Source organism: Novosphingobium sp. PhB165, from assembly GCF_004341845.1.
Classification (GTDB): Bacteria; Pseudomonadota; Alphaproteobacteria; order Sphingomonadales; family Sphingomonadaceae; genus Novosphingobium.
This window is the reverse complement of the sequence record NZ_SLVB01000003.1, coordinates 423,016-449,480: the sequence shown is the minus strand read 5'-3', so window position 1 is coordinate 449,480 and position 26,465 is coordinate 423,016. Positions and strand designations below refer to the sequence as shown.

Genomic DNA, 26,465 nt, shown 5'->3' with positions numbered 1-26,465 from the left:
CCATGGCCAATGGTGCAGAAACCCTCGTCAACACGCTGGTCGACAATGGTGTGGAGGTTTGCTTCGCGAACCCCGGCACCTCGGAAATGCACTTCCTGGCGGCGCTCGACAATCCGCGCATGAAGTCCGTGCTGTGCCTTTACGAAGGCGTCTGCACCGGCGCGGCGGATGGCTGGTACCGGATGAAGGACATGCCGGCATCGACCCTGCTGCATCTGGGACCGGGCCTCGCCAACGGCCTGTCCAACATCCACAACGCCAAGCGCGCCTCGTCCGGCATGGTCAACATCGTCGGCGAGCATTCGGCATCGCACCTGAAGTACGATCCGCCACTGACCTCCGACATCGAAGGGCTGGCCCGTCCGCTCAGCCACTGGGTGCGCCGCGCCGAATTCGCGACGACCATCGCCTGGGACACGGCCACCGCCTGCGCCAAGGCCAGCGAGCACCCCGGCCAGATCGCCACGCTGATCCTGCCGGGCGACACTGCATGGAAGGACGCGGGCACACCGGTCGTGCCGCAGGGTCTGAGCCGAACCCGCCCCGCGCCCGATCAGACGCGCGTGGACGAAGTGGCCAAGGTGCTCCGCTCGGGCGAGCCGACCTTGCTGATCCTCGGCAACAAGGCCACGCGTGGCCGTGCGCTGGACCTTGCCGGCGTGGTTGCGGCCGGAACCGGCTGCCGCCTCGGATCGCAGTTCTTCACCGCACGTATCGAGCGCGGCGCCGGTCGCACGCCGCTGGAGCGCATTCCCTATGCGGTGCCGCTGGGACAGGCCTTCCTCAAGGACTTCAAGCACATCGTCACGCTGGAGACCAAGGAACCGGTGGCGTTCTTCGCCTATCCGGACAAGCCCAGCCTGCTGAAGGCACCGGGTACCGTGGTCCACTCGCTTGTCGCGGATGATGAGGACAGCGCGCTCGGCCTCGAAATGCTGATCGACGCGCTGGGCCTGAAGGGCGCCGCGCCGCTGGTGCAGGAACGGATTGAGGCAGCGGCGCCCACCGGCGCGCTCAATCCCGAAAGCATCGCGCAGGCCCTGTCCGCCGCGCTGCCTGACAATGCGATCCTCGTCGACGAATCGCTGACCACCGGCCGCCAGACCATGGGCCTGACGATGGGCGCGCGTCCGCACGATCTGATCAACAACATGGGCGGCTCGATCGGCTACGGCACCCCCGTCGCCACCGGCGCCGCGATGGCCTGCCCGGATCGGCGGACCTTCTGCATGGTGGGCGATGGCTCGGCCATGTACACGATCCAGTCGCTCTGGACGCAGGCGCGCGAAGGGCTGCCGATCACCACGATCATCTTCGCGAACAACCAGTACGCGATCCTCAAGGCCGAATACACGAACATGGGGGCGGGGCAGCAGCCCGGCCCGCAGGCCATGGCGATGATCGATATCGACCGTCCGACCATCGACTGGGTTGCCATGGCGAAGTCCATGGGCGTGCCCGGCGTGCAGGTCGACAATGCCGAGGACTTCCACAAGGCGATGGCCCGCTCCACCGAGATGGACGGCCCCTGCCTGATCGAAGTCAAGCTCTACTGATCGGGAGAAGGAAAACCATGACCATGACCGAAGTGCTGACGTTAAAGGCCAACGTACAGGACTATCCGCAGACCAAGGCGCTGAAGGACGGGCGCGTCTCTTCCGATATCGTGGCCCTCGATTTCTGCGGGCCGGAAAAGGCGCACAACGGCTTCAAGGCCATGCTGCGTGAGAACGCCTTCGATTGCGGCGAACTGGCGATCGTCACCTGCCTGCAGGCGAAGATCTACAGCAAGCCCTTCGTGCTGCTGCCGGTGCCGATCTCGGGCCGTTTCCAGCACCACTGCGCGGGCTTCAACCGCGAGCTGGGCCATCTCGACCCGAAGGATATCGAGGGCAAGCAGGTCGGCGTGCGCACCTATGCGCAGACCACCGGCCTTTGGGTGCGCGGTGTGCTTCAGTATGAGTACGGCGTCGATCTCGACAAGGTGACGTGGATGACCGTGGGCGACGGCCACCTCCTGGAATACACCGACCCCGCAAACTGCGTGCGCCTGCCAAAGGGTTCGGACATCGGCCAAATGATGCTCGACGGTGAACTGGCGGCGACGCTGCAGGGCGTCGATCTGCCCAAGGACCCGCGCGTGGAACGGCTGATCCCCGATCCCTTCAACGCCGCCAAGGACTGGTTCGCGCGCGAAGGCGTGGTTCCGATCAATCACATGTTCGTGGTGCATCAGGACCTGACGAAGACCCGCCCCGACGTGGTGCGCGAACTCTATCGCATGGTGGTGGAAAGCCGCGATCTTACCGAAGGGGGCCTGCCCGATCCGTTCCCGCCGGTGGGCCTTGAGGCCAATCGCAAGGGGATCGAACTTGCCATCGACTGGGCCTTCGAGCAGAAGATCATCCCCCACAAGATCACGGTCGACGAGCTTTTCGACGACGTGACGGCAAGCCTCGGAGCCTGACCCTGAGCGAAGAACAGCCCGCCCGCCATTCGGTTCAACGCGTGCGCCGGGACATCCGACGGCGCCGCCTGACGGTCAGCCGGGTCGAGCCTCTGGGCTCGGCCATGCTGCGGGTCTGGCTGGAGGGGGACGATCTCGCCGATTTCGAAAGCGGATCGCCCGATGATCATATCAAGCTGTTCTTCGCTGCTGAGGGCGCTGGCCCTGATGAAAAGCCGGAGATGCGCGACTATACGCCGCGCCTGTACGATACGGCCGCGCGCACGCTGGCCATCGATTTCGCGCTGCACGATCCGGCTGGCCCCGCCACGGCATGGGCCAAGGCGGCCAAGCCCGGCGACGTGCTCAACATCGGCGGCCCGCGTGGTTCGGCGGTGGTGACCGACGATTTCGACTGGTATCTGCTGATCGGCGACGAGACCGCGATCCCGCAGTTTTCGCGCCGGATCGAGGAACTGCGGCCGGGCATTCCCGTCACCGCGCTTGTCTCGGTCGCACGGGGAATCGAGCGCGCGCCGGTTCCCGAGCGGGAAGGGCTGAACTGGGTCTGGGTGGAGCATGACGGCCACGGCGAAGACGCCGCGCCGTTGCTCGCCGCGCTGGGCGATGCCGGGCTGCCGGAAGGCGAGGGCTATGCGTGGATCGCGGCGGAAGCGGCGGTAGCGCAGGCCATTCGCGCCAAGCTTACCGACGAGATGGGCCATCCGCTGGGTTGGCTGCGCTCGTCCGGTTACTGGACCGTCGGCGAAGCGCAGGGCTGAGCGACGGTCTGGCCAACGCCTGGCCCGACTAACCCCAACCTCACACCGCCCACCCCGTCATCCCCGCGCAGGCGGGGATCCCGCTTGTTCTTGGCGGCGGGGAGAAAGGAAGCGGGGCCCCCGCCTTCGCGGGGGCGACGAAGTGTGTTTCGGGAGGTTGGTCTAACAGTCGAAAGGTGAGGGGGCAGGGCACCTGACCCCGCCCCACTCGATCTTACGCTTCGACCAGACGCCCGCGAGCAACCAGCTTCTGCGCCATCTCGTCCGCGACGACATGGCTCGGACGGCCTTCGCTTTCGGCAGTGGCGAGGATTTCGCCCAGACGCTCGGCGATGAGGTCGATGCGGCCGCCAACCTGGTCTTCGGTCTCGCCGAGGTATTCGGCCACCACGTTGATGATGCCGCCTGCGTTGACCACATAGTCCGGCGCATAGGCGATGCCGCGTGCGGCCAGTCGCTCGCCATCCTGCTCGGTGGCCAGCTGGTTGTTGGCACCGCCGCAGACGAGGCGGGCGCGCAGGGTGGGGATGCTCGCCTGATTAAGCACCGCGCCCAGCGCGCAGGGCGCGAAGATTTCGGCCTCGGCCGCCAGAATCTCGTCGGCGGAGACCACGCGGCCACCGAACTTGGCAGCAAGCGCTTCGGCGCGGGCCGGATCGGCGTCGGCGAGAACCAGCTTGGCACCGGCCTCATGCAGCAGTTCGGCAAGGTGCGAACCGACATTGCCGGTACCCTGAAGCGCCACGGTCAGCCCGCGCACGTCCGAACCGAAGGTCACGCGCGAGGCGGCCTGCATCGACTTGAAGATGCCCAGCGCGGTCCAGGGCGAGGGGTCGCCACCGGCAAAGCCCGGCTTCTTGTCGAGACCGGCGACGTGGCGGGTTTCCTCTGCAATGGCGCGCATGTCGGCGATGGTGGTGCCGACGTCTTCCGCCGTCACGTACTGGCCGCCGAGCTTCTCGACGGCACGGCCAAACGCGCGGAACATGGCGGCGCGATCGAATGCACCTTCGGGACGCTGAAGCACGGCCTTGCCGCCGCCGAAGGGCAGGCCGGCAATGGCGTTCTTGTAGGTCATGCCGCGGGCAAGGCGCAGGGCGTCGGTCGCCAGCGCATCCTGATCGGCATAGCTCCAGAAACGGCAGCCGCCGGCCGCCGGGCCAAGCGAAGTGGAATGAATGGCAATCACGCCCTTCGCGCCGCTTTCGGGGTCGTCGATTACCACGAACTGTTCGACCAGTTCGCTATCCACCGTGTTCACCATTTCGTCTTCATCCTCGCTTCGGGGGAGCCCATCTTCGGAAGAGCCTTCGAAATAGCAGGGTTCGGCGTGATAAAAATTGCGAATTTCGACGGATATGGGCTACGACTGGAATGATCCATTCCGCGTTTGCCTAATTTTGGAATTGAATATGACATCCGGCCTCGACGAGTTCGAAAAGAAGATTCTCGCGATCCTTCAGGTGGACGCCTCGCGGTCCTCGGCGGACATCGCGCAGGAGATCGGGCTTTCGCAGGCACCGTGCTGGCGGCGGATCCAGCGATTGAAGGACGAAGGCTATATCCGCAGTGAGGTCTGCGTGCTCGACCGGCGCAAGATCGGGCTGCGCGCGCAAGTCTTCGCGCAAGTGAAGCTGACCGCGCATGGCCGCGCCAACCTGTCGCAGTTCGCCGATGCCATGAACGCCTTTCCCGAGGTGCTCGATTGTTTCGTGCTGATGGGCGCGGTCGATTTCATGCTGCGGATTGTCACCGAGGATATCGAGGCCTACGAGCGCTTCTTCTTCGAGAAGCTGTCGCAGGTTCCCGGCGTTCAGGAAATCAATTCGATGGTCGCGCTTTCGGAGATCAAGTTCACCACGGCGCTGCCGCTGGACCATTTGTAAGGAAGGGTTGCCCCATGCCTCCCGCAGTGGATTTTACCGGGCTATGCTTCACGCTGGCTCGCAACGCCACTGGACGCGGTGGGTGTGGATAACTATATACCGACCGGTATGAAATGTTCCGACTCCATTGCCGCCCCTCGTGGGCGCCCGCGTGAATTCGATCCCGAACAGGCTTTGACCGCTGCGCTGCGCGTGTTCTGGGAGCGCGGCTATGAAAGCGCCTCGATGGCGGAACTGACTGAGGCGATGGGCATAACCAAGCCCAGCCTCTATGCCTGTTTCGGCAACAAGGAAGCGCTCTTCAAGAAGGCGCTGGACCTCTACGAGCGCGACAAGATGGCCTATGTGGGCAAGGCGCTGGAAGCGCCGACCGCGCGCGGCGTGGCCGAGCGGCTGCTGAACGGCGCCGTTGCGACTCACTGCGGCGGCAACGGTACCGACCCGCACGGCTGCCTCAGCGTGATTTCGACCGTGGCCTGCACGATGGAGGACGCCTCCATCCGCGATTTCATCGCCGCCCGCCGGCTTGCGACCGAAGAGTCCCTGATCCAGCGCTTCGAACGCGCCAAGGGGGAGGGCGATTTGCCCGAGACCATCGATCCCCGCGCGCTGGCGCACTGCCTCATGACGGTGCTTCAGGGCATGTCGGTCAAGGCCCAGGGCGGTGCCTGCGTGCAGGAAGCGAAGAGCGTGGTCGATACCTTCCTGACCATGTGGCCCGGCAAGTAGGGCGTAAGCCTGAAAATCCGCTTCGGGCGGATTTTGACGACAGCGCCCGCGCCGAAATCCGCAGAAAGCGGATTTCCAGCCTGAACGGCGGATAAAATTTTATTCATTCACCGTTCACGCCCTTGAAATTGCTGCGTTGCACCTAATTTTACCGAGCGGTACAGAAAACTGCTTGACGATTTCTGTACCGCTATATATACCAATCGGTACAGAACGAGGGCATGACCGACTCGCCGTTTAGACGGGAGCACGGGGCCGGAGTTCCTCCCCCGGCGCCGCCCGACCCCCCGCGGACGGCTCCATAGAAAAAACCGAAAGCAGCCGACGTGGCGGAACCCTGTTTCCGTGCGATGCCGGTCTGCACCCAAGACTTTCCGGTGCCCCTTGCGCCGGAGCCCGCCGGCGCGCGCCCTTACCTCCCCCTCCTGTCCCGGGGCGCGCGTCGGTTCCTTTCAGGGAGCACAGACATGGCCTTCATCGACTTCTCCGATGCAGCGCATCCGGCGCTGCCCGTTGCAAATTCCAACCCTGTCGCCTCGCTTTTCGGCGACCAGCTGAGCCGGCTCGAACGCCGCGTTGTCGAGCTGGCGCGCGAAGACGGGCTTCAGAGCCTCATCCCGCCGCGCGAACGCAAGTGGCTTGCCCGTCTGGTTTTCGGGCCGACCCCGCCTTCGAAGATGCTCGCCAACGAGCAGCTTGAGGCGCTGCGCCAGCTGGCCGTGAAGGCCTGGCATCATGGCTACACGCTGCCCGTCTCGGCCATTCGCGAGGCGCAGGCCGCCGGCCACAGCGAAGCCAAGGTCGGTGCGGTGATCGATTTCATCGGGCGCCTGCGCGCCCCGGTCCGGAGACTTGCTGCGTGAATTTTCCCGTAAAACTCGAAGAAACGGCAGAGATCCTGCCGTTTGGCGGCGAAACCCGCCGAAAGCGATGGCGCGGGCGCCATGCCGCGATCGGCGCGATCGCCGTCGTCGCGGTGGCGGGGCTGGGGTGGAAAGTCTTCCACGAAGCCCCCGCCGACGCCGCGCCGATGCCGCCCGCGCTGGTGCAGGCCGCCAATCCGCTGGTCAAGGACGTGACCGAGTGGGACGACTATGTCGGCCGCTTCGCGCCCAGCAAGACGGTGGAAGTGCGCCCGCGCGTCTCGGGCGCCGTCACCCAGATCCTGTTCCGTGACGGCGACTATGTGCAGGCCGGGCAGCCGCTCTTCGTGATCGATCCGCGTCCCTATCGCGCCTCGCTTGCCGAAGCGCAGGCGGACGTGGCTTCGGCGCAGAGCGCGCTGGCGCTCGCCCGCTCGGACTATGCCCGCGTCGCCGGATTGAAGGGTGACGAGGCGATGGCCGCCAGCGAAGTGGACCAGCTCAGCGCCAAGGTTCGCGCCGCCAGCGCGCAGCTTGCCGCCGCGCAGGCCCGCGTCAGCCAGCGGTCGCTGGATGTCGAATTCTCTACCGTGCGTGCCCCGATCGCGGGCCGCATCTCGGACCGCCGCGTGGACGTGGGCAACCTCGTCTCGGGTGAGAACGGCACCGGCGCCAGCCTGCTGACCACGATCAATGCGGTCAGCCCGATCTACTTCACGTTCGACGCATCCGAAGCGCTGTTCCTCAAGACCCAGCGCGAAAAGGCCGAGCACAAGGACGCCGCCAGCGTACAGGTCCGTCTTCAGGACGAGGCCGACTATCGCTGGAACGGCAAGCTGGACTTCACCGACAACGGGCTCGATCCGCGTTCGGGCACGATCCGCGTGCGCGCCGTGCTCGACAACAAGGACGGTTTCCTGACCCCGGGCATGTTCGGCAACATGCGTCTGGCCGAAGGTGGCACCGTCAAGGCCATGCTGGTGCCCGACGATGCGATCCAGTCCGATCAGGCCCGCAAGGTGGTGCTGACGGTCGGCAAGGACGGCACCGTTGCCGCCAAGCCGGTCGAACTCGGCCCGCTGGTGGACGGGTTGCGCGTGATCCGTGCGGGCCTCGTGCCCAGCGACCGCGTGATCATTTCCAACTATCAGGCTGCCGTTGCCGGCGCCAAGGTGAATATCCGTCGCGGCCAGATTGCGCCCGACGCGCATGCGGCTTCGGCCGTTTCCGGCCCCGATACGCCCGCAGCGGCGCAGGCCACCATCGCCCATTGATCCACCCATCGGGGGGGCGGTCCATTCCGTGACCGCTCCCCCCAGAGGGGCACATTCCCATGCGATTTTCCCGGTTCTTCATCGACCGGCCGATCTTCGCAGGCGTCATCGCGGTGCTCATCACCGTGGTGGGTGCGCTTGCGTTCTTCGGCCTGCCGGTCAGCCAGTATCCCGACATCGTCCCCCCGACGGTGACGGTGACCGCCCAATATCCCGGCGCTTCCGCCGAAACCGTTGCCGACACCGTGGCTGCTCCCATCGAGCAGGAGATCAACGGCGTCGACAACATGCTCTACATGTCCTCGCAGTCCACCGGTGACGGCAAGGTGACGATCACCGTTACCTTCAAGATCGGTGCCGACCTCGATGCCGCGCAGGTTCTGGTGCAGAACCGTGTCGCCGTGGCCGAACCGCGCCTTCCCGAAGCGGTGCGCGCCATGGGCGTCGTCACCCGCAAGACTTCGCCAGACTTCCTGATGGTCGTGAACCTGCAATCGCCCGATGGCTCGCTAAGCCGCGACTATCTGTCGAACTACGCGCTGACGCAGGTGAAGGACCGCCTCGCGCGCCTTGACGGCGTGGGCGACGTGCAGCTGTTCGGCTCGCGCGACTATGGCATGCGCATCTGGATCGATCCCAACAAGGCCGCCGCCATGAACCTGACGGCGGGTGAGATCGTGGACGCGCTGAAGGCGCAGAACGTGCAGGTTTCGTCCGGCTCTATCGGCGCGCCGCCGTTCGATCGCGGCAATGCCTACCAGGTCGGCGTCGAGATGCAGGGCCGCCTGAACACGCCCGAACAGTTCGCCGATATCGTCGTGCGGACCGATGCCGATGGCCGTCAGGTCCGCGTGCGCGACGTCGCGCGTGTGGAACTGGGCGCGCAGGACTACACCACCAACACCTACCTTTCGGGCAAGCCCACCGTCGTCATCGCGGTGCTGCAACGCCCGGGCTCGAACGCGCTCGACGCCGCCAAGGCCGTGCGCGCCGAGATGGACGATGTCGCCAAGTCCTTCCCCAAGGGCCTGGAATATTCGGTGATTTACAACCCCACCGAATTCATCGGCCAGTCGATCGACGCGGTCTATCACACGCTGTTCGAGGCGGTGATCCTGGTCGTGCTCGTGATCCTCGTCTTCCTCCAGAACTGGCGCGCGGCGGTGATTCCGATCATCGCGATCCCCGTGTCGCTGGTCGGCACCGCGATCATGCTCGCGGCGGTCGGCTACTCACTCAACAACCTCTCGCTGTTCGGCCTTGTCCTAGCCATCGGTATCGTCGTCGATGACGCCATCGTCGTGGTCGAGAACGTCGAACGCTATATCGAAGAAGGCATGAAGCCGATCGAGGCCGCCCGGCGCTCGATGGACGAAGTGACCGGCGCGCTGATCGCCATCGTCCTGGTGCTCTGTGCGGTGTTCGTGCCGACGCTGTTCATCACCGGCATGTCGGGGCAGTTCTACAAGCAGTTCGCCGTCACCATCACCACGGCGACCGCGATCTCGCTGCTGCTCTCGCTCACGCTTTCGCCCGCTCTTGCCGCGCTGCTGCTGCGGGAAAAGCATGGCCTTCCCGCCGATGCACCCCGCTGGAAGCGGACGCTGCAAGGCGCGGCGGACAAGTTCAACCACGGCTTCGAACGGTTGAGCGAGCGCTATGCGCAATTGACGCTCAAGCTGGTGAAACGCCCGGCAAAGATGATGGCGACCTATGCCGCCCTCATCGCCGCCACCGTGGGCATGTTCTGGGCGACGCCGACCGGCTTCATCCCGCAGCAGGACCAGGGCTACTTCCTGGCCGCGATCTTCCTGCCGCCGGGCTCGTCGCTCAGCCGCACGGACGCCGTGTCGCAGGAAGTCGCCAAGCGTCTGCTGCCCATCAAGGGCCTGCGCGGTGCGGTGATGTTCGCGGGCTTCCACGGCCCGTCGCAGACCGCGGCACCCGATGCCGCCGCCATCTACTTCCCCTTCAAGAGCTTCGAGGAGCGCAAGCAACTCGGTGTGACCTATGAAGGCATCATGGCGCAGGCGCACGAAGCCTTGAAGGGCTACGACAAGGCGCAAGTGCTGTTGATCCCACCGCCGACCATCAACGGCATCGTCCCTCCGGGCGGTTACCGCATGATCGTGGAGGACAAGGAAGGGCGCGGTCTGGGTGAACTCCAGAAGGCAGCCGGCGCGCTGATCGCGCAGGCCAACCAGCAGCCGCAGCTCCAGCAGGTCTACACCCTGTTCAGCATGAACACCCCGCGTGTCTATGCCGACGTGGACCGCCGCAAGGCCGACATGCTGGGCGTCTCTCCGTCCAAGATCTTCGAAGCGATGCAGGTCTACCTCGGTTCGTCCTACATCAACGACTTCAACCTGCTGGGCCGTACCTATCGCGTCACCGCGCAGGCCGATGCGCCCTATCGCGGATCGACGGCGGATATCGCCAATCTCAAGGCCCGTTCGGACTCGGGTGCGATGGTGCCGGTTGGCTCGGTCGCGACCTTCAAGGACGAAACCGGACCCTACCGCGTGGTGCGCTACAACCTGCACCCGGCGGTGGAAATCGACGGCAGCTATGGCAAGGGCTACTCCTCGGGCCAGTCGCTGGCGACGATGGAGAAGGTGGCGGACGAAACGCTCCCCTCGGGCTACGGCCATGAGTGGACGGGTATCGCCTATCAGCAGGCGACTGCGGGCAACACGGCCGGAATCGTCTTCGGCATGGCAGTGCTGTTCGTCTTCCTGGTGCTGGCTGCCCAGTACGAAAGCCTGACCCTGCCGCTGTCGATCATCCTGATCGTGCCGATGTGTCTGTTCGCGGCCATGCTGGGCGTGAACTTGCGCGGGATGGACAACAACATCCTCACGCAGATCGGTCTGGTCGTGCTGATTGCCCTTGCCGCCAAGAACGCGATCCTTGTGGTCGAGTTCGCCAAGCAGGCCGAAGAGGAGCGGGGATACTCGCCGGTGGAAGCAGCCGTCTATGCGGCCCGCACCCGCCTGCGCCCGATCCTGATGACCTCGTTCGCCTTCATCCTCGGCGCAGTGCCGCTGGTGATTGCGACAGGGGCTGGCGCCGAGCTTCGGCAGGCGCTGGGTACGGCGGTGTTCTTCGGCATGGCTGGCGTAACTGCCTTCGGCCTGCTGTTCACGCCCACCTTCTACGTCGTCTGCCGCAAGCTCGCGGCGGCTCTCCGGCGCAAGCCCGCAGAACCGCACCACGAGAGCCACGCGGTGATCCCGGCGGAATGAAAGGACGGATGATGTCCATGAATATCAAAACTTTGGTCGCGGCACTTCTTGCCGCGTCCAGCCTCTCGGCCTGCGCTGTCGGACCCAACTATGTTGCGCCGACGCCGCCGGCTACGGCAGGGGCGCCCTTCACGGGCGTCCAGTCCGCCGAAGTGTCCACCGCCGCGCCCGATGACAACTGGTGGCGGCTCTACAACGATCCCGTGCTGAACGGGCTCGTTACGGATGCGCTCGCCGCCAATACCGACGTGCGCGTGGCGGTGGCCCGGATCGAGCGGGCACGCGCCAACTTGCGCGGATCGAAGTCGCAGGCCCTGCCGCAGACCGGGATCGACGCCAGCGCGACATATGGCCGGGTTTCGGAAAGCCAGGTCCTGCCCGGTGCCGACCGGCAGGGCCGTACGGTCGATGGCGAGTTCTCGGTCGGATACGAGCTGGACCTGTTCGGCCGCGTAAAGCGCGGGATCGAGGCCTCGCGCGCCGATCTCGGCGCCGCGCAGGAGGATGCCGACGCGGTGCGGGTGACGGTCGTTGCCGATACCGTGCGCGCCTATGTCGATGCCACCAGCGCGGCCGAGCAGATCGCCGTTGCCGAGCGCACGGTGGCCTTGCTCGACAAGTCGGAGCGGATCACCACGGCTCGCTTCGATCGCGGTCTTAACGAGAAGCTCGATGTCATCCGCGTGACCCAGCTGCGCGAGCAGCAGGCGGCGGCGATCCCGAGCCTGGAGGCCACTCGCAATGCCGCGCTGTTCCGGCTCGCGACGCTGACCGGGCGGACTCCTCAGGACTTGCCCGCCTCGGTGCGCGATCGGACCACGACGCCCGATGTCGGCCAGCCGATCCCGGTGGGTGATGGTCAGGCGCTGCTGGCGCGTCGTCCGGACGTGAAGGCGGCCGAACGCCGCCTTGCCGGGGACACCGCGCGGATCGGCGTGGCCACGGCGGATCTCTATCCGAAGATCACGCTGGGCGGCTCGATCGGCACGACCGCGCTGGGCGCGACCGACATCTTCGGTGGCGGGCCGCTGCGCTGGCTGGTGGGGCCGATGATCTCGTGGGCGTTCCCCAATCAGGAAGCGATCCGCTCGCGGATCGGCGGGGCGCGGGCCGATGCCAAGGCCGATCTCGCCACGTTCGACGGCACCGTGCTGCGCGCGCTGGAAGAGACCGAGACGGCGCTTTCGGCCTATCGCAATGCGCTGCTGCGCAAGGACCGGCTCGCCGCTGCGCGCGATGCAGCGCAGCGGGCCGCCGATGTCGGCATGGCGCGGCAGAGCAGGGGGCAGATCGACGCGCTCGACGTGCTCGATGCGCAGCGCACTTTGGCCAGCGCGGACGCCGACTATGCGGCGGCGACGCGTGCAGTGGCTTTCGCGCAAGTGGACCTGTTCCGCGCGCTGGGCGGGAACTGGCAGGAAACCTGATCCTCCCGGCTTCTGGGCAAACAGAAAGGGGCGGCAAGGCATGTGCCTTGCCGCCCCTTTTCGTGTCCGTTTCCGATTATCAGCGCGAGCCGAAGGCGTAGCGCACGTTGATACCGAATTCGCGCGGCGCGGTGGTGGTCACGCCGGTGTAGGTGCTGGTGTAGTTCGCACCCGACGAACCGGTGAAGACCGGGCGGCCGGTGCTCGGATCGAACTGTCCGCCCCAGGCGAGCTGCTGATAGCTGGTTGACAGCGGCGTCGTGCGAGTAAGCGTCTTCGTGGTGTCGAAGACGTTCTTCGCATAGAGGCCGATTTCCCAGGCCCCGTCGTCGGAACGCAGGCCGGCGAAGAGGTTGACCAGAGCATAGTCGCTCACATCGTCATAGGGGTTGGTCGGATCGACCTGCGACTTGCCGTAGTAGGTCAGCAGGCCGCGAATATAGGCATTGCCGCCGTTGATGACCGGGAAGGTGTATTCGCTCTGCACGGTCGCGCTGAACGGCGCCATGAACCCGGAACGCTGATTGACCTGGCAGGACGCGATATTGTCCGAACCGACGGCCGCCACCATCTGCTGCAGGCTGGGTGCGCTGGTGATCGAATCGGGAACACCGTCGCGATTGAGGTCGGTACAGGGCACCGTGCCGTTCTTGATCTTGCCCATCGAATAGCTGGCTGCGGCGCTGAGATCCCAGCCCTTCAGGATCGTGTAGGAGACGTCGCCCTCGACACCGTTGACCTCCACCGGAACAGCGCCGACGAAGTTGAACTGGCCGACCTGCTGCGCCGTGCTGGTTACGTTGCCCAGCGCGTCACGCACGGCAACGGTGTTGATGTAATAGACGCCCGAACCCGGTGCACGGAAGGGGAAGTTCTTGAACTTCTGGTGGTAGCCGGTGAGGTTGAAGCGCAGCTGGCCGTCCAGCATCGTCGACTTGAAGCCGACTTCATAGGACTTCGAGGTTTCCGCCGGCAGGTGCAGGAACGAATTTTCGAGGTCGGACGGGGCAATGTTGAAGTCACCCACCACGTCGATGCCCGGGCGCCACGAACTGCCGGTCGAAGCATAGACCATCAGGTCGTGCGTGAAGTTGTACTTCACCGAGCCGCTGTAGATCCACTGCTTCTCATGCTGCGTACGGTCGGAAATGGCGGTGCCGCCAACCAGCAGGATGCCCCGGTTCGTATAGTCGATATGGCGTGCGCCGCCGGCGATTTCGAGGTCGCCGATATGCGCGGTCAGGTTGCCGAAGATCGACTGTTCGTGCGACTTGCCCTTGCTCTCGACAGCCGTGTTGACGATCTGGGCAATACCGCCGCCGAGAGCATCGGGCAGACGGACCGGCGTCGGGCTGCTCAGCACGGTATCGGGATTGTTGGTGGCATCGAAGAAGCCGACGACATAATCGAGCATGCCGAACAGTCGCTCGTCGTTCTGCAGGCGGACTTCATGCGATCCCGAGGTCGACTTGGTGTGGCTGATCTGGTTGATGTCGCCGTCGAAGAAATTGCCGTCGTCGACGTTGTCGGTCGAGTGGATGTTCTGGGTGTAATGCTGACCCTGATAGATCAGGCGCTGGCCCCAGTGGCTTGCTTCGGCGCGCCAGTTGTAGATGTTGAAGATCTGGCGGATATCGCGCGGAGCCTGCTGGATCGACAGGCGATCCTTGGTGCGGATGTCCACCGGGCTCGGATCGGCGTCGGGATTGACCTCGGAGAACGAGGCAACCTGGTCGTAGGTGCGGCCGGTGAAGTCGATCCGCTGGTACATGCCTTCGAACCGCAGCCAGTCGCTCGGCGTGATAAGGCCCGACAGACGGCCGCTCTTGGTCCGGCCGAACGGATCGGGATTGTTGTAGATCGAGTGGACGCGGTCGCCCTCGTTCTCGTCCCAGACGCCGGCGGCGCGGATCGCGGCAATGCCCTCGACAATCGGGATATTGAGCGCGGCCTTGGCGTTGATCGTGCCGATGTCATTGGCGGTCATGTCCATGAAGCCGCCGTACGAATAGAGATCCGGCTTCTTCGCGGTGATCGTGATCGAGCCCGAGGGGGACGCGCGGCCGCGCAGGGTGCCCTGGGGACCGCGCAGCACTTCGATCTGGCCGATGTCGTACATCTGCTGAAGAATGACGCCGGCCGTGATCGGCGCGTCGTTCATGTAGAATTCGACGGTGGGGTTGTTGCCGCTGGCGTTCACGTCGAAGTTGACGCCGCGCATCTTGGCGCTGCCGCCGATGCCGTTGGCATTGGTTTCGAGCTGGAGGCCCGGTGCCAGCGTGGAGACTTCCTTGAAGTCACGCATGCTGAGCTTGGCGAGGTCATCGGCCGTTACCGTGTCGATCACAGCAGGCACGTCCTGCACATCTTCGTCGCGGCGACGCGCGGTAACGATGATGACGTTGCTGGCCTCGTTTGCGGCGGCCTCGGCGGCTGCCGGCTGCTGCTGGTCCTGTGCCAGTGCGGGGGTGCTCATCCCCAACAGGCCCACCGATCCCAACAGAAGCTGCTTGTAAGCGCGCATGAACTCTCCCTCCGGTTTTTATAAACTTTTCTTATGCCTATGGGTGCGAGGGGGCGTCGCAGATTGTCAAATGAAATGGCCTCATTTCTGTAAAACTACGGGAGGGCGTTATTTGAACAGGTGATCAAACTTGCTCAAGCGTCTGGAATGTCGCGATTCGCCTCTCTTTGCCGCGCCGGGAGAAAATGCATAAAAAAGGGGGCGCCGAAGCGCCCCCTCGAATCTGCCAGCGTTGCCGCCGATCAGTTGCGGCTGGCGAGGCCCTTGTTGAGCCAGAGTGCGATCAGCGTCGCCAGCGCGCCCGAGAGCAAGTAGGCGCCCGAGGCGATCAGGCCGAAGTTGGCCGACAGCAGCAGCGCCGCCAGCGGGGCGAAGCCGGCGCCGAACAGCCAGGCAAGGTCGCTCGTGAGCGCCGAGCCGACATAGCGGTGCTCGGTCGGGAAGGCCGAGGCGACGACGCCCGAAGACTGGCCGAACGACAGGCCGAGCAGGATGAAACCGATCACCATGAAGGTGATTTCGCCCAGCGGACCGGCATCGAGCAGCTGCGGGGCGAAGCCCGAGAACACCGCGATGCCCACGGCGCAGGTGCCGAGCAGGTTACGACGGCCGTACTTGTCCGCGATCACGCCCGAGGCGACGATGGCAAGCACGCCGAAGCCGGCGGCCATGGCTTCGATCAGCAGGAAGCCGGTGGGCGAATCGTTGGTGAACAGGAACACCCACGAAAGCGGGAACACCGTGTCCATGTGGAACAGCGCGAAGCTGGCGAGCGGGGCGAAGGCACCGATCACGATCGTGCGCCACTGGGTGCTGATCGTCGAGCTGACGCTCACTGCCTGAAGGTCACGGGTGGTGAAGAGGTTCTCGAACTCGTCCGTGACGACGATGCGCAGGCGCGCGAACAGCGCCACCACGTTGATCGCGAAGGCCACGAAGAAGGGATAGCGCCAGCCCCAGTCAAGGAAGTCTGCGGAAGGCAATTCGGCAATCATGAAGGCGAACAGCGAGCTGGCCACGATCAGGCCGAACGGCGCGCCGAGCTGCGGGATCATCGCATACCAGCCGCGCTTGTGCTCGGGCGCGTTGAGCGCGAGCAGCGAGGCCAGACCGTCCCACGTGCCGCCAAGGGCGAAGCCCTGGCCGAGGCGGAACAGGCAGAGCAGGTAGATCGAGGTCATCCCCGCCGAGGCATAGGACGGCAGGAACGCGATCGCCGCGGTCGAGCCACCCAGCATGAACAATGCCATCGTCAGCTTGGTGCCGCGGCCATAGGCGCGGTCGATCGCCATGAAGACCAGCGAACCGATCGGACGGGCGACGAAAGCCAGCGCGAAGACCGCGAAAGCGTAGATCGTGCCGGTCAGCGCGTCGACGAACGGGAAGAACAGCTTCGGGAAAACCAGAACCGAGGCGATGGCATAGACGAAGAAGTCGAAGAACTCCGAGGTTCGCCCGATGATGACGCCGATGGCGATCTCACCCGGGGAGGGCTGGTGGTGCTCCTTGAACGTCGGCAGGCCCAGGGCGTCTCTGGACTGGGGTGTGCTGGTCATTTCGAATCTGCGGCCTTCGTCTCGGGTCCGTTTCCGGCCATGCGGATCGCGCACGATCGGTCGCGGACGAATCAAAGCGGACGCGCGAAAACGCCCGTGTACATGGAGGGGCCCTATCGGCATTGATTGCGTTCAAGGGGATTGGACAAAATGTCCTATGTTCGCAATCGCGGCATCAGCTTAGGCGCAGCGCCATGCGCCCACCCGAGTCCCGACCGAAGCCGCGGCATCCATCCGCGCTCGCCAAGATCGTTGCCGCCCTGTCGTTGACGGGCGCGCTGACTGCCTGCAACTCTGTAGTGCTGAGCCCTTCCGGGGATGTCGCGCAGCAGCAGGGTGACCTTGTCGTCACTTCCACGCTGCTGATGCTGATCATCATCCTTCCGGTCATGGCCGCCACCGCGTTCTTCGCGTGGCACTACCGTGCATCCAACAAGGAGGCACGCTACGACCCGCACTGGGATCATTCGACCCAGCTTGAACTCCTGATCTGGGCAGCGCCGCTGCTGATCATCATCTGCCTTGGCGCGATCACCTGGGTGAGCACGCACCTTCTCGATCCCTACCGCACCATCGGCCGTATCGACGCCGCCACCGCCGTTCCCGCCGACGCCAAGCCGCTTGAGGTCGAAGTCGTCGCGCTCGACTGGAAGTGGCTGTTCATCTATCCCGAGCAGGGCGTGGCCACGGTCAACGAACTGGTCGTGCCGACCAACCGTCCGCTGCAGTTCAAGATCACCTCTTCGAGCGTGATGAACTCGTTCTTCGTGCCTGCCATGGCCGGCCAGATCTATGCCATGCCCGGCATGGAAACGCGCCTGCACGCCGTGATCAATCATCCGGGCGAGTTCATCGGCTTCTCGGCCAACTACTCGGGCGCGGGCTTCTCGCACATGCGCTTTGCCACGCACGCGGTTACCGACGCCGGCTTCGACCAGTGGGCACAGGGCGTGAAGGCTGGTGGACAGGCAAATGCCGGTACGCTTGACCGCGCCGCTTACCTCCAGCTCGAAAAGCCGAGCGAGAAGGTGCCGGTCATGCGTTTCGCGTCGGTTTCGCCCGACCTTTATAATGCCATCCTCAACATGTGCGTCGAGCCCGGCAAGATGTGCATGAGCGACATGATGGCGATCGACGCGCGCGGCGGCCTCGGCAAGGAAGGCATCCGTAACGTGCAGATGCTGGCCTACGACCGTGGCGGCCGCCAGGCTGCCGCCCAGGCCACCGCGAACCCGACCGCCGCCATGCAGCGCGAGCTGGCCTGGGTCCGCGCGCTCTGCCGCCAGAACCCCGGCTCCGCGCCGGATCACACGATCAAGGCACCGGCCTCGCCGCGCGTCCTGAGCGGTGCGGGTCTGAGCGAGCCGCAGTCGGCACCGATCTTCTCGCACGGCCAGGAGGCGCTTGCCGCCCCCGCACAGACGCCCGCGCATCCCACTCAGATTTCCCGGAACTGACAGAACAATGGAAGCCGTAGACCATTCGCACTGGAGCCCGTTACTGGGCCGCCTGTGGTGGGACGCCCTGCCACAGGAACCGATCGTGCTCGCCACTTTCGTCGTCGTCGCCCTTGGCGGCGCGGCGTTGGTGGCCGGGCTGACCTATTTCAAGCTCTGGGGCTATCTCTGGAAGGAGTGGTTCACCAGCGTGGACCACAAGAAGATCGGGGTCATGTACATGATCCTCGGCCTTATCATGTTCCTGCGCGGCTTTGCCGACGCGGTGATGATGCGTATCCAGCAGTCGATCGCGTTCAACGGCAACGACGGCTACCTGACGGCGCACCACTATGACCAGGTCTTCACCGCGCACGGCGTGATCATGATCTTCTTCGTGGCGATGCCTTTCGTCACCGGACTCATGAACTACGTGGTGCCGCTGCAGATCGGCGCGCGCGACGTGTCCTTCCCGTTCCTGAACAACTTCAGCTTCTGGATGACGACCGCCGGCGCCGTGCTGGTCATGGCCTCGCTGTTCATCGGCGAGTTCGCGCAGACCGGCTGGCTGGCCTATCCGCCGCTGTCCAATCTGGCGTACAGCCCGTGGGTCGGCGTCGACTACTATATCTGGGCCTTGCAGATCGCCGGTGTCGGCACGCTGCTTTCGGGCGTCAACCTGATCGCCACCATCGTCAAGCTCCGCGCGCCGGGCATGGCCATGATGCGCATGCCGATCTTCACCTGGACCGCACTCTGCACCAACGTCCTGATCGTCGCCGCCTTCCCGGTGCTGACGGCCGTGATGGCGATGCTGTCGGTTGACCGTTACCTCGGCTTCAACTTCTTCTCGAACGACTTCGGCGGTTCGCCGATGATGTACGTCAACCTGATCTGGATCTGGGGCCACCCAGAGGTTTACATCCTCATCCTGCCGCTGTTCGGCGTCTTCTCCGAAGTCACCGCCACCTTCTGCGGCAAGCGCCTGTTCGGCTATTCGTCGATGGTCTACGCGACGCTGGTCATCACCATCCTCTCGTACCTCGTCTGGCTGCACCACTTCTTCACGATGGGTTCGGGCGCGAGCGTCAACTCGTTCTTCGGCATCACCACGATGGTGATCTCGATCCCGACCGGCGCGAAGCTCTTCAACTGGCTGTTCACGATGTACCGTGGCCGCATCCGGTTCGAACTGCCGATGATGTGGACGGTCGCCTTCATGATGACCTTCACCATCGGCGGCATGACCGGCGTTCTGCTCGCGGTGCCGCCGGCCGACTTCGTCCTGCACAACTCGCTGTTCCTGATTGCCCACTTCCACAACGTCATCATCGGCGGCGTGCTGTTCGGCATCTTCGCGGCGATCAACTTCTGGTGGCCCAAGGCCTTCGGCTTCAAGCTCAACCAGTTCTGGGGCAAGGTTAGCTTCTGGCTGTGGGTCCCGGGCTTCTGGTTCGCGTTCATGCCGCTCTACATCCTGGGCCTGATGGGCGTGACCCGCCGTATGCGCGTGTTCGACGATCCGTCGCTCCAGCCGTTCTTCATCGTTGCCGCCTTCGGCGCGCTGATGATCGCTGGCGGTATCGGTGCCATGCTCGTCCAGTTCGCCGTGTCGATCTGGAAGCGTGAGGAACTGAAGGACGAAACGGGCGATCCGTGGAACGGCCGTACCCTTGAGTGGTCGACCAGCTCGCCGCCGCCGGAGTACAACTTCGCGTTCACCCCGATCGTGCACGACATCGACGCTTGGGACGACATGAAGCGCTGCGGCGTGGAACGTCCGACCTCGGGCTTCCGTCCGATCCACATGCCCAAGAGCACCGGTGCGGGGATCATCCTTGCCGGTATCTCGACGGCGCTTGGCTTCGCGATGATCTGGTACATCTGGTGGCTCGCCGCCGTGTCGTTCCTCGGCATCATCGGCTATGCGATCTTCCACACGTTCAACTACAAGCGCGATTACCACATCCCGGTCGAGACGGTCGAAGCGACCGAGGCCGAGCGTACGCGCCAGCTCGCGGCAGTGGGAGCCTGATCGATGACTGCTACTACTGCTGATACGAGCCACAACCTGTCGCAGGCGCAGCTCCAGGCTGCGTTCTACGACCTGAACGAGCACGATCATCCCGAAGGCGGCAGCACCATGCTGGGCTTCTGGATGTACCTGATGAGCGACTGTCTCATCTTCGCCATGCTGTTCGCCGCCTTCGGCGTGCTGGGCGGCAACTTCGCGGCGGGGCCGGGGCCGAAGGATCTCTTCGACCTCAAGCTCGTCGCGGTGAACACGGCCATGCTGCTGTTCTCGTCGATCACCTACGGCATCGCCATGATCGCGATGGAGAAGAACCAGAAGGGCGCGACCCAGATCTGGCTGCTGATCACCGCCGTGTTCGGCGCGGCGTTCCTGTCGATCGAACTCTTCGAGTTCCATCACATGATCGCCGAAGGCGCGACGCCGATGCGTTCGGCCTTCCTCACCGCGTTCTTCTCGCTGGTGGGCACCCACGGTCTGCACGTGACGTTCGGCCTGATCTGGCTGTTCACGCTGGTCGCGCAAGTCGGCACCAAGGGCCTGATCCCGGCCAACAAGCGCCGCCTCATGTGCCTTTCGCTGTTCTGGCACTTCCTTGACGTCATCTGGATCGGCGTCTTCACCTTCGTCTATCTCATGGGAATGCTGTGATGAGCGACCACGTCCACCCCAACGAGCACGTCGACGATGTGCACGCCAGCGGCCACGGCACTCTGCGTGACTACCTGATCGGCTTCTTCCTTTCGGTCATCCTCACCGCCATTCCGTTCTGGCTGGTGATGACCGGCGCGATTGCCGACAAGTCGACCACTGCGCTTGTCATCATGGCCTTCGCGATGGTGCAGATCGTCGTTCACATGATCTACTTCCTGCACATGAACACCAAGTCCGAGAATGGCTGGACGGTCATGGCGCTGATCTTCACGATCGTGGTGCTGGTGATCACGCTCTCGGGTTCGCTGTGGGTCATGTACCACCTGAACCACAACATGATGCCGATGAACGCGCACGACATGGGCCAGCTGCCCTGATCGTCACGATTTCAGCCGCATCATGCACAATGTGATCGAGACCAATGAAGCGCGGCGGCCCTGGGGGCTTGCCGCGCTTCTGCTTGTGGCGATGGCGCTCTTCATCGCGCTGGGCGTGTGGCAGGTGCAGCGCCTGCACTGGAAGCACGCGCTGATCGCGCAAGTGGACGCACGGACCCGCGCCGCGCCGGTGCCGCTTCCCGCCGACGCCGTGCTGGCGGGGAAGGGTGCCACCGACCTTGCCTATCTTCGCGTTTCGATCGAAGGGCGCTACGAAGGGAAGGCGACCGCGGTGGTGCGGGCCGCTACCGATCTCGGGACCGGGTACTGGACGATGACGCCCTTGCGGCTTGACGATGGACGACAGGTCTGGGTGAACCGCGGCTTCGTGCCGGCGGGCACCACGGCGGCTGTCGCCGCCGCGACCACGCCGCAAGGCCCGGTCTCGGTCACCGGCCTGCTGCGGGTGAACGAGCCCGCCGGCAGCCTGCTCCAGTCGAACCAGCCGCAGGCCGACCGCTGGTATTCGCGCGACGTGAATGCGCTGGCGCAGGCGCGGGGGATCGGCGCGGTGGTACCGGCCTTCGTCGATGCCCAAGTGGAAGATGCCGTCAGGCCCAAAGGCCTCGCGCCGGTGCCGGGGCTGACCCAGATCCACTTCCCGGACAACCATCTCAGCTATGCGCTGACCTGGTTCACGATGGCGGCGATGTCCGCGATGGCGCTGGTCTTCGTCTGGCGCCGCCGCCGATGGAACGGCTGATCGATCTATTCGCGCCGCGCGGCCTTCCCGGAAGTTCCGCCAGCCGCGCCAATATCGTGCTGCTCATGCAGCTGCGCTGGACCGCCGTAATCGGCCAGCTCATCACCATCGTCGTCGTCCAGCAAGTGCTGGGCGTGCGCCTGTCGCTGGCGCCGCTGCTGCTGGCGCCGTTGCTGTTGATCGTGGTCAACCTCGTCTCGGCGAGCGTCGTCCTGCGGCGGCAGTCGTTCACGCAGGGCGAACTGTTCGGCGCGCTGATGATCGACGTCGTCGCGCTGTGCTGGCAGCTTTACCACTCGGGCGGGGCGACCAATCCCTTCACGTTCCTGTTCCTGCTGCAGATCGTCATCGCGGCGGTTATCCTCGATCTGCGGTGGAGTTCGCTGGTGGCGGTCAACGCCTGCCTCTGCGTGCTGCTGCTGACGTTCTACTACCACCCGCTGCGCCTGCCGGTGCACCACGCGGGCGACCCGTTCCAGCTCTACATCTACGGCAGCCTGCTCTGCTTCGTGCTGGCGGCGGTGCTGTTGATCGTCTTCGTCGCCCGGCTCGACCTGACCCGGCGCGAGAGCGACGCCAAGCTGGCCGCGCTCCGCCAGCAGGCGGCCGAGGAGGACCACATCATCCGCATGGGCCTGCTCGCCTCAGGCGCCGCGCATGAGCTGGGCACGCCACTTTCCTCGATCTCGGTGATCCTCGGCGACTGGAGCCACGAACCCGCCATCGCCGAGGATCCGGACCTCGCCGCCGACCTCGTCGACGTGCGGCGCGAACTGGAGCGCTGCAAGACGATCGTCAGCGGCATCCTGATGTCGGCGGGCGAGATGCGCGGCATTGCGCCCGCCGTCACCACCTTGCGCGGCTTCATCGGAGAGATCCTGGCCGAATGGCGGCCGCGCATGGCGGGCGAGTTGCGCTTCCTCGATTCCATCGACGTGGACCGCACAATCGTCTCCGATCCCGGCCTGAAGCAGGTGATCGGCAATGTCATCGACAATGCCGTCGAAGTCTCGCCCGGCCTCGTGGTGATCGAGGCGTGGGTGGAAGGCGGCAGGCTGGTGCTGACCGTCAGCGACCGGGGCCCCGGTTTCGCGGCGGAGATCCTGCCGCGCGTCGGGCAGCCCTATGCCTCGACCAAGGGGCGCGACGGCGGCGGGCTGGGATTGTTCCTTGTCGTCAATGTGATCCGCAAGCTGGGCGGCAAAGTTGCGGTCGACAATCTGGTCGATGGCGGCGCAAGGGTGCAACTTGCCATTCCCCTTGCTACACTGGCCTACGAGCCCAGGAAGGGCGAGGACAACGCCGGAACGCCCCATGACTGAGCCTGCCACGACCCCAGCAGCCGTGAACGATGCCATCAATACTGCTGTAAACGGGGCGGAAATCGCCAGCCTGCTGATCGTAGAGGACGATCCCACGTTCGCGCGCACGCTGCGCCGCTCGTTCGAGCGGCGGGGTTACCGCGTCAGTTCCGCCGCCAGCCCGGAAGAGGCCGAAGGGCTCTGCGCGGCGGAGGATTTCGAATATGCGGTGATCGACCTCAAGCTGGGCGCCTCGTCCGGGCTGGCGGTGGTGCAGGCGCTCCACGCGCGCTCGCCCGAGACGCGGATCGTGGTGCTGACCGGCTATGCCTCGATCGCGACGGCCGTGGAAGCGATCAAGCTGGGCGCCTCGCAATACCTCGCCAAGCCTTCCAATACCGACGATATCGAGGCCGCTTTCGCCAGCGGCAAGGGCGATGCCAGTGTGCCGGTGGACGGGCGCCGCAGTTCGATCAAGACTCTGGAGTGGGAATATATCCACGGCACTCTGGTCGAATGCGAGTTCAACATTTCCGAAGCCGCGCGCCGTCTGGGGCTGCATCGCCGCACGCTGGCGCGCAAGCTCGAAAAGCGGCAGGTTTAGCAGGTAGCGAGGGAGGGGGGACATGGCTGAGCATTCCGCGCCGCGCAAGGCGCGCCTTCCTGCCGTGGATCCGCGCGCGCTGCTGACGTTCCGCGCCGTCTGCGAGACCGGCTCGATCAGCGCCGCCGCGCGTGCGCTGAACCTGTCGCAGCCGTCGGTCTCCAACACGATCGCGCTGCTGGAAAACCGGCTCGGCACCGTGCTGTTCGAGCGTGGGCGCGGCGGCATCGTGCTCACCCGCGAAGGGCTTGCCTTGCAGCGCCGTTCCGAAGCGCTGGCAACCCTGCTGGCCGACGCGGTGAGCGACGTCGAGCATGCCCGGCACCGCATTTCCGGCCCCTTGCGCATCGGCGGCACCCCCGGCGCGCTGCTCACCCTGCTGCCCGGCGCGATCATGCGCGTGGAGGCGGCGCTGGGCGATTTCGCGCTCAGCGTGGTCGAACGTCCGGATGCCGAACTTCACGAGATGCTGCGACAGGGCGAGATCGAACTGGCCATGGTCACCACCCGGATCGAAAGCGTGCCCGAGGGCATGGTGGAGACCACGGCGGCGCGCGATCCCTTCGCGCTGATCGTCGGCCCGCACCATGCGGCGCTGGCGGACCGGGTGTCGCTGCGCGAGGTTGAGGCATTGGCCTGGGTCCTGCCCGAAGCGCGCGGGGCGTTTCGCCGTCAGGTCGACGCGCTGTTCATCGCGGCGGGCGTCTCGGTGCCGCGCACGACGATCCGCTGCGATTCCCTGCTGACCACGCGGGCCATCGTGCGCGAGACCGACCGGGTGACCGTGCTGCCCCGCACCGTGGCGCTGGACGGCGCCTCCGACGGTTCGATCCGCGCCATCGCCATTGCCGAGGCGGTGTTCGAGCGCAGCGTCGGCGTCCTGCGCATGGAAGGCGGCACGCTCTCGCCGCTGGCCGAGGCGATGCTGGCGGCGCTTCCCGTCCTTCTGTAGCTTCCGTCGCCTACTATTGCTTCCGCAGCGCAATAGCCCCTCAAAAGCCCGTCATCCCCGCGAAGGCGGGGATCCCGCTTGTTCTTCTTTCAGCACGCAGAGACGCGGAGACGCAGAGGAGAGGGTGAGTTGCTGCACGGTCTCTCTGCGTCTCCGCGTCTCCGCGTGAACTCAAGAAAAGCGGGGCCCCCGCCTTCGCGGGGGCGACGAAGCAAAGTGGGCCAATTTCGTTCATGCAGTGAGGGTCATTCCATAGTCTCCAGCTATGGCAATCTGAAATATCATTATTTTACTTTGGGGCCTTCTATACGTTAGATCGGGCTCAACAAACGAACACACGGGAGAGAGCCATGCGGACCCTGATCCGCGATGCATCCATCTTCGACGGCAGCGGCAGCGCTCTCCAGACCGGCTCGGTGCTGGTGGACGGCGACCGCATCGCCCGAGTGGCTTACGGCGACGACGCGCTGGCGGGTGAAGCTGCCGACGTTGTGATCGACGGGCGCGGCAAGACGCTGATGCCCGGTCTCGTCGACGCGCACACCCATCTCACCTGGGGGTCTTCGGTCGAAAAGATCTACCACCAGTTCATCCTCCCGCCCGACGAGCTGAAGGTCGCGGCATGGCGCAATGCGCGCGTGCTGCTCGATCATGGCTTCACGTCGATTTACTCGGCCGGTGCGCTGGGCGACATGATCGAGCCGGAACTGGCCCAAGCCATCGCGGCCGGCGAGACGCCTGGGCCGCGCATGGTTCCCTCCACTCTCGAACGCAGCCCCGAAGGCGAAGAAGGCGTCGAGACCGGCGACGTGTTCAATGGTCGCGGGCCCGATGCGATGCGCCAGTTCGTGGCTTACTGCAAGGACGAGGGCGTACAGTCGATCAAGCTGGTCGTTTCCGGCGAGGATGCGCTGAAGCCCGGCTCGGCGATGCAGGTGCTCTACACCCGCGAGGAAATGCTGGCGGCGGGACAGGCAACGCGCGAGGCGGGGATGTGGATCGCCACCCACGCCTATTCGCCAGAGGCCATCGGCCTTGCCCTCGATGCCGGTGCGCGCATTCTTTATCACTGCTCGTTCGCCGATGCGGCGACTGTCGATCGGATGGCGGCGGACAAGGACAAGTTCTTCTACGCGCCCGGTCCCGGCGTTTCGGTGGCGGCCATCGAGGCCAACCCGCCGCCGCATGTCGACATGACGCACATGAAGGCCAGCGCCCATGAGCGCATGGGCCTTGAAGGCAAGCTGGTGCCCGAACTCAAGGCGCGCGGCGTGCGCATCCTGACTGGCGGCGATTACGGATTCCCTTTCAACCCGCATGGCCTCAACGCCCGCGATCTGGAGCATTTCGTCCAGTATTTCGGCTTCACTCCCGCCGAAGCCCTGCGCTCCGCCACCCAGTACGGGGGCGAGCTGATGGGCCTTGAGGTTGGGCTGGTGAAGCAGGGCTGGCTGGCCGACCTGCTGCTGGTCGACGGCGATCCCACGGCGGACGTCGCGGTGCTGCAGGACAAGGACCGGCTGACCATGATCATGAAGGGCGGGGCGTTCCACAAGGCGCCCGCAGAGATCCAGACCACGGCTTAATGCCGACGCCTATCTAGGGGCTTACAAG

The 26,465-nt window shown here is 65.0% G+C and carries 21 protein-coding genes; 18 read left to right on the top strand and 3 right to left on the bottom strand.

What is annotated here, in order from left to right:
• The first annotated feature begins 2 nt into the window (after positions 1-2).
• Genes EDF56_RS10585 through EDF56_RS10575 form a run of 3 tightly spaced genes read left to right on the top strand, consistent with a single transcriptional unit; the run spans position 3 to position 3,228 of the window.
• Positions 3-1,556 carry an acetolactate synthase large subunit gene (locus EDF56_RS10585; protein ID WP_132387071.1) on the top strand — a complete coding sequence of 518 codons (1,554 nt, stop codon included), beginning with the start codon at positions 3-5 and terminating at the stop codon, positions 1,554-1,556.
• 17 nt (positions 1,557-1,573) lie between these two features.
• Positions 1,574-2,467: a phosphate ABC transporter substrate-binding protein gene (locus EDF56_RS10580; RefSeq protein WP_132387069.1), complete on the top strand. Its 894-nt coding sequence runs from the start codon at positions 1,574-1,576 to the stop codon at positions 2,465-2,467.
• 41 nt (positions 2,468-2,508) lie between these two features.
• Complete coding sequence (locus EDF56_RS10575; protein WP_243652532.1) at positions 2,509-3,228, top strand: siderophore-interacting protein; 720 nt, start codon at positions 2,509-2,511, stop codon at positions 3,226-3,228.
• Between the two features lie 214 nt (positions 3,229-3,442).
• On the opposite strand, the gene EDF56_RS10570 is transcribed toward EDF56_RS10575, so the two are convergent.
• On the bottom strand, positions 3,443-4,492 hold the full coding sequence (locus EDF56_RS10570) for a Glu/Leu/Phe/Val dehydrogenase dimerization domain-containing protein (protein WP_132387067.1): 1,050 nt from the start codon (positions 4,490-4,492) through the stop codon (positions 3,443-3,445).
• A gap of 148 nt (positions 4,493-4,640) precedes the next feature.
• Here EDF56_RS10570 and EDF56_RS10565 point away from each other — a divergent pair, with 148 nt between their 5' ends.
• From EDF56_RS10565 to EDF56_RS10540, 6 genes are all read left to right on the top strand, one after another.
• Positions 4,641-5,114: an Lrp/AsnC family transcriptional regulator gene (locus EDF56_RS10565; protein WP_132387065.1), complete on the top strand. Its 474-nt coding sequence runs from the start codon at positions 4,641-4,643 to the stop codon at positions 5,112-5,114.
• Between the two features lie 108 nt (positions 5,115-5,222).
• Entirely contained in the window at positions 5,223-5,843 is a 621-nt protein-coding gene (locus EDF56_RS10560) for a TetR/AcrR family transcriptional regulator (protein WP_132387063.1), read from the top strand.
• 467 nt (positions 5,844-6,310) lie between these two features.
• Entirely contained in the window at positions 6,311-6,706 is a 396-nt protein-coding gene (locus tag EDF56_RS10555) for a hypothetical protein (protein ID WP_132387062.1), read from the top strand.
• 32 nt (positions 6,707-6,738) lie between these two features.
• Positions 6,739-7,980, top strand: coding sequence for an efflux RND transporter periplasmic adaptor subunit (locus EDF56_RS10550; protein ID WP_132387479.1), 1,242 nt, complete (start codon positions 6,739-6,741; stop codon positions 7,978-7,980).
• Positions 7,981-8,039: 59 nt separating this feature from the next.
• Positions 8,040-11,225: a multidrug efflux RND transporter permease subunit gene (locus EDF56_RS10545; RefSeq protein ID WP_132387060.1), complete on the top strand. Its 3,186-nt coding sequence runs from the start codon at positions 8,040-8,042 to the stop codon at positions 11,223-11,225.
• A 17-nt stretch (positions 11,226-11,242) separates the two neighbouring features.
• Positions 11,243-12,652, top strand: a complete 1,410-nt coding sequence (locus EDF56_RS10540; RefSeq protein WP_132387058.1) for an efflux transporter outer membrane subunit — start codon at positions 11,243-11,245, stop codon at positions 12,650-12,652.
• A gap of 79 nt (positions 12,653-12,731) precedes the next feature.
• On the opposite strand, the gene EDF56_RS10535 is transcribed toward EDF56_RS10540, so the two are convergent.
• Both EDF56_RS10535 and EDF56_RS10530 read right to left on the bottom strand, forming a co-directional pair.
• Positions 12,732-15,176, bottom strand: coding sequence for a TonB-dependent receptor plug domain-containing protein (locus EDF56_RS10535; protein ID WP_132387047.1), 2,445 nt, complete (start codon positions 15,174-15,176; stop codon positions 12,732-12,734).
• 242 nt (positions 15,177-15,418) lie between these two features.
• The gene (locus EDF56_RS10530; RefSeq protein WP_132387045.1) at positions 15,419-16,732 is read right to left on the bottom strand and encodes an MFS transporter; all 1,314 of its coding nucleotides are present in this window, start codon (positions 16,730-16,732) and stop codon (positions 15,419-15,421) included.
• A gap of 194 nt (positions 16,733-16,926) precedes the next feature.
• On the opposite strand from EDF56_RS10530, the gene cyoA reads away from it, so the two are divergent.
• The 9 genes from cyoA to EDF56_RS10485 all read left to right on the top strand — a co-directional run bounded on the left by cyoA (position 16,927) and on the right by EDF56_RS10485 (position 26,437).
• Positions 16,927-18,189, top strand: a complete 1,263-nt coding sequence (gene cyoA, locus EDF56_RS10525) for a ubiquinol oxidase subunit II (RefSeq protein WP_132387043.1) — start codon at positions 16,927-16,929, stop codon at positions 18,187-18,189.
• Positions 18,190-18,196: 7 nt separating this feature from the next.
• Positions 18,197-20,203, top strand: a complete 2,007-nt coding sequence (cyoB, locus tag EDF56_RS10520; protein ID WP_132387041.1) for a cytochrome o ubiquinol oxidase subunit I — start codon at positions 18,197-18,199, stop codon at positions 20,201-20,203.
• A 3-nt stretch (positions 20,204-20,206) separates the two neighbouring features.
• Entirely contained in the window at positions 20,207-20,851 is a 645-nt protein-coding gene (gene cyoC, locus EDF56_RS10515) for a cytochrome o ubiquinol oxidase subunit III (RefSeq protein WP_132387039.1), read from the top strand.
• A complete protein-coding gene (cyoD, locus tag EDF56_RS10510; protein WP_132387037.1) occupies positions 20,851-21,231 on the top strand; it encodes a cytochrome o ubiquinol oxidase subunit IV in 381 nt (126 codons plus the stop codon). Before cyoC ends, cyoD begins: the two co-directional genes overlap by 1 nt.
• A 22-nt stretch (positions 21,232-21,253) precedes the next feature.
• Positions 21,254-21,994 (top strand): SURF1 family protein, encoded by a 741-nt coding sequence (locus tag EDF56_RS10505; protein WP_347812978.1) that lies wholly within the window; start codon positions 21,254-21,256, stop codon positions 21,992-21,994.
• Entirely contained in the window at positions 21,982-23,316 is a 1,335-nt protein-coding gene (locus EDF56_RS10500; protein WP_132387035.1) for an ATP-binding protein, read from the top strand. Before EDF56_RS10505 ends, EDF56_RS10500 begins: the two co-directional genes overlap by 13 nt.
• Positions 23,309-23,899 (top strand): response regulator transcription factor, encoded by a 591-nt coding sequence (locus tag EDF56_RS10495; protein ID WP_132387033.1) that lies wholly within the window; start codon positions 23,309-23,311, stop codon positions 23,897-23,899. Before EDF56_RS10500 ends, EDF56_RS10495 begins: the two co-directional genes overlap by 8 nt.
• Before the next feature lie 22 nt (positions 23,900-23,921).
• Complete coding sequence (locus EDF56_RS10490; RefSeq protein ID WP_132387031.1) at positions 23,922-24,851, top strand: LysR family transcriptional regulator; 930 nt, start codon at positions 23,922-23,924, stop codon at positions 24,849-24,851.
• A 350-nt stretch (positions 24,852-25,201) separates the two neighbouring features.
• Positions 25,202-26,437: an amidohydrolase family protein gene (locus EDF56_RS10485; protein WP_132387029.1), complete on the top strand. Its 1,236-nt coding sequence runs from the start codon at positions 25,202-25,204 to the stop codon at positions 26,435-26,437.
• Positions 26,438-26,465 lie beyond the last annotated feature (28 nt).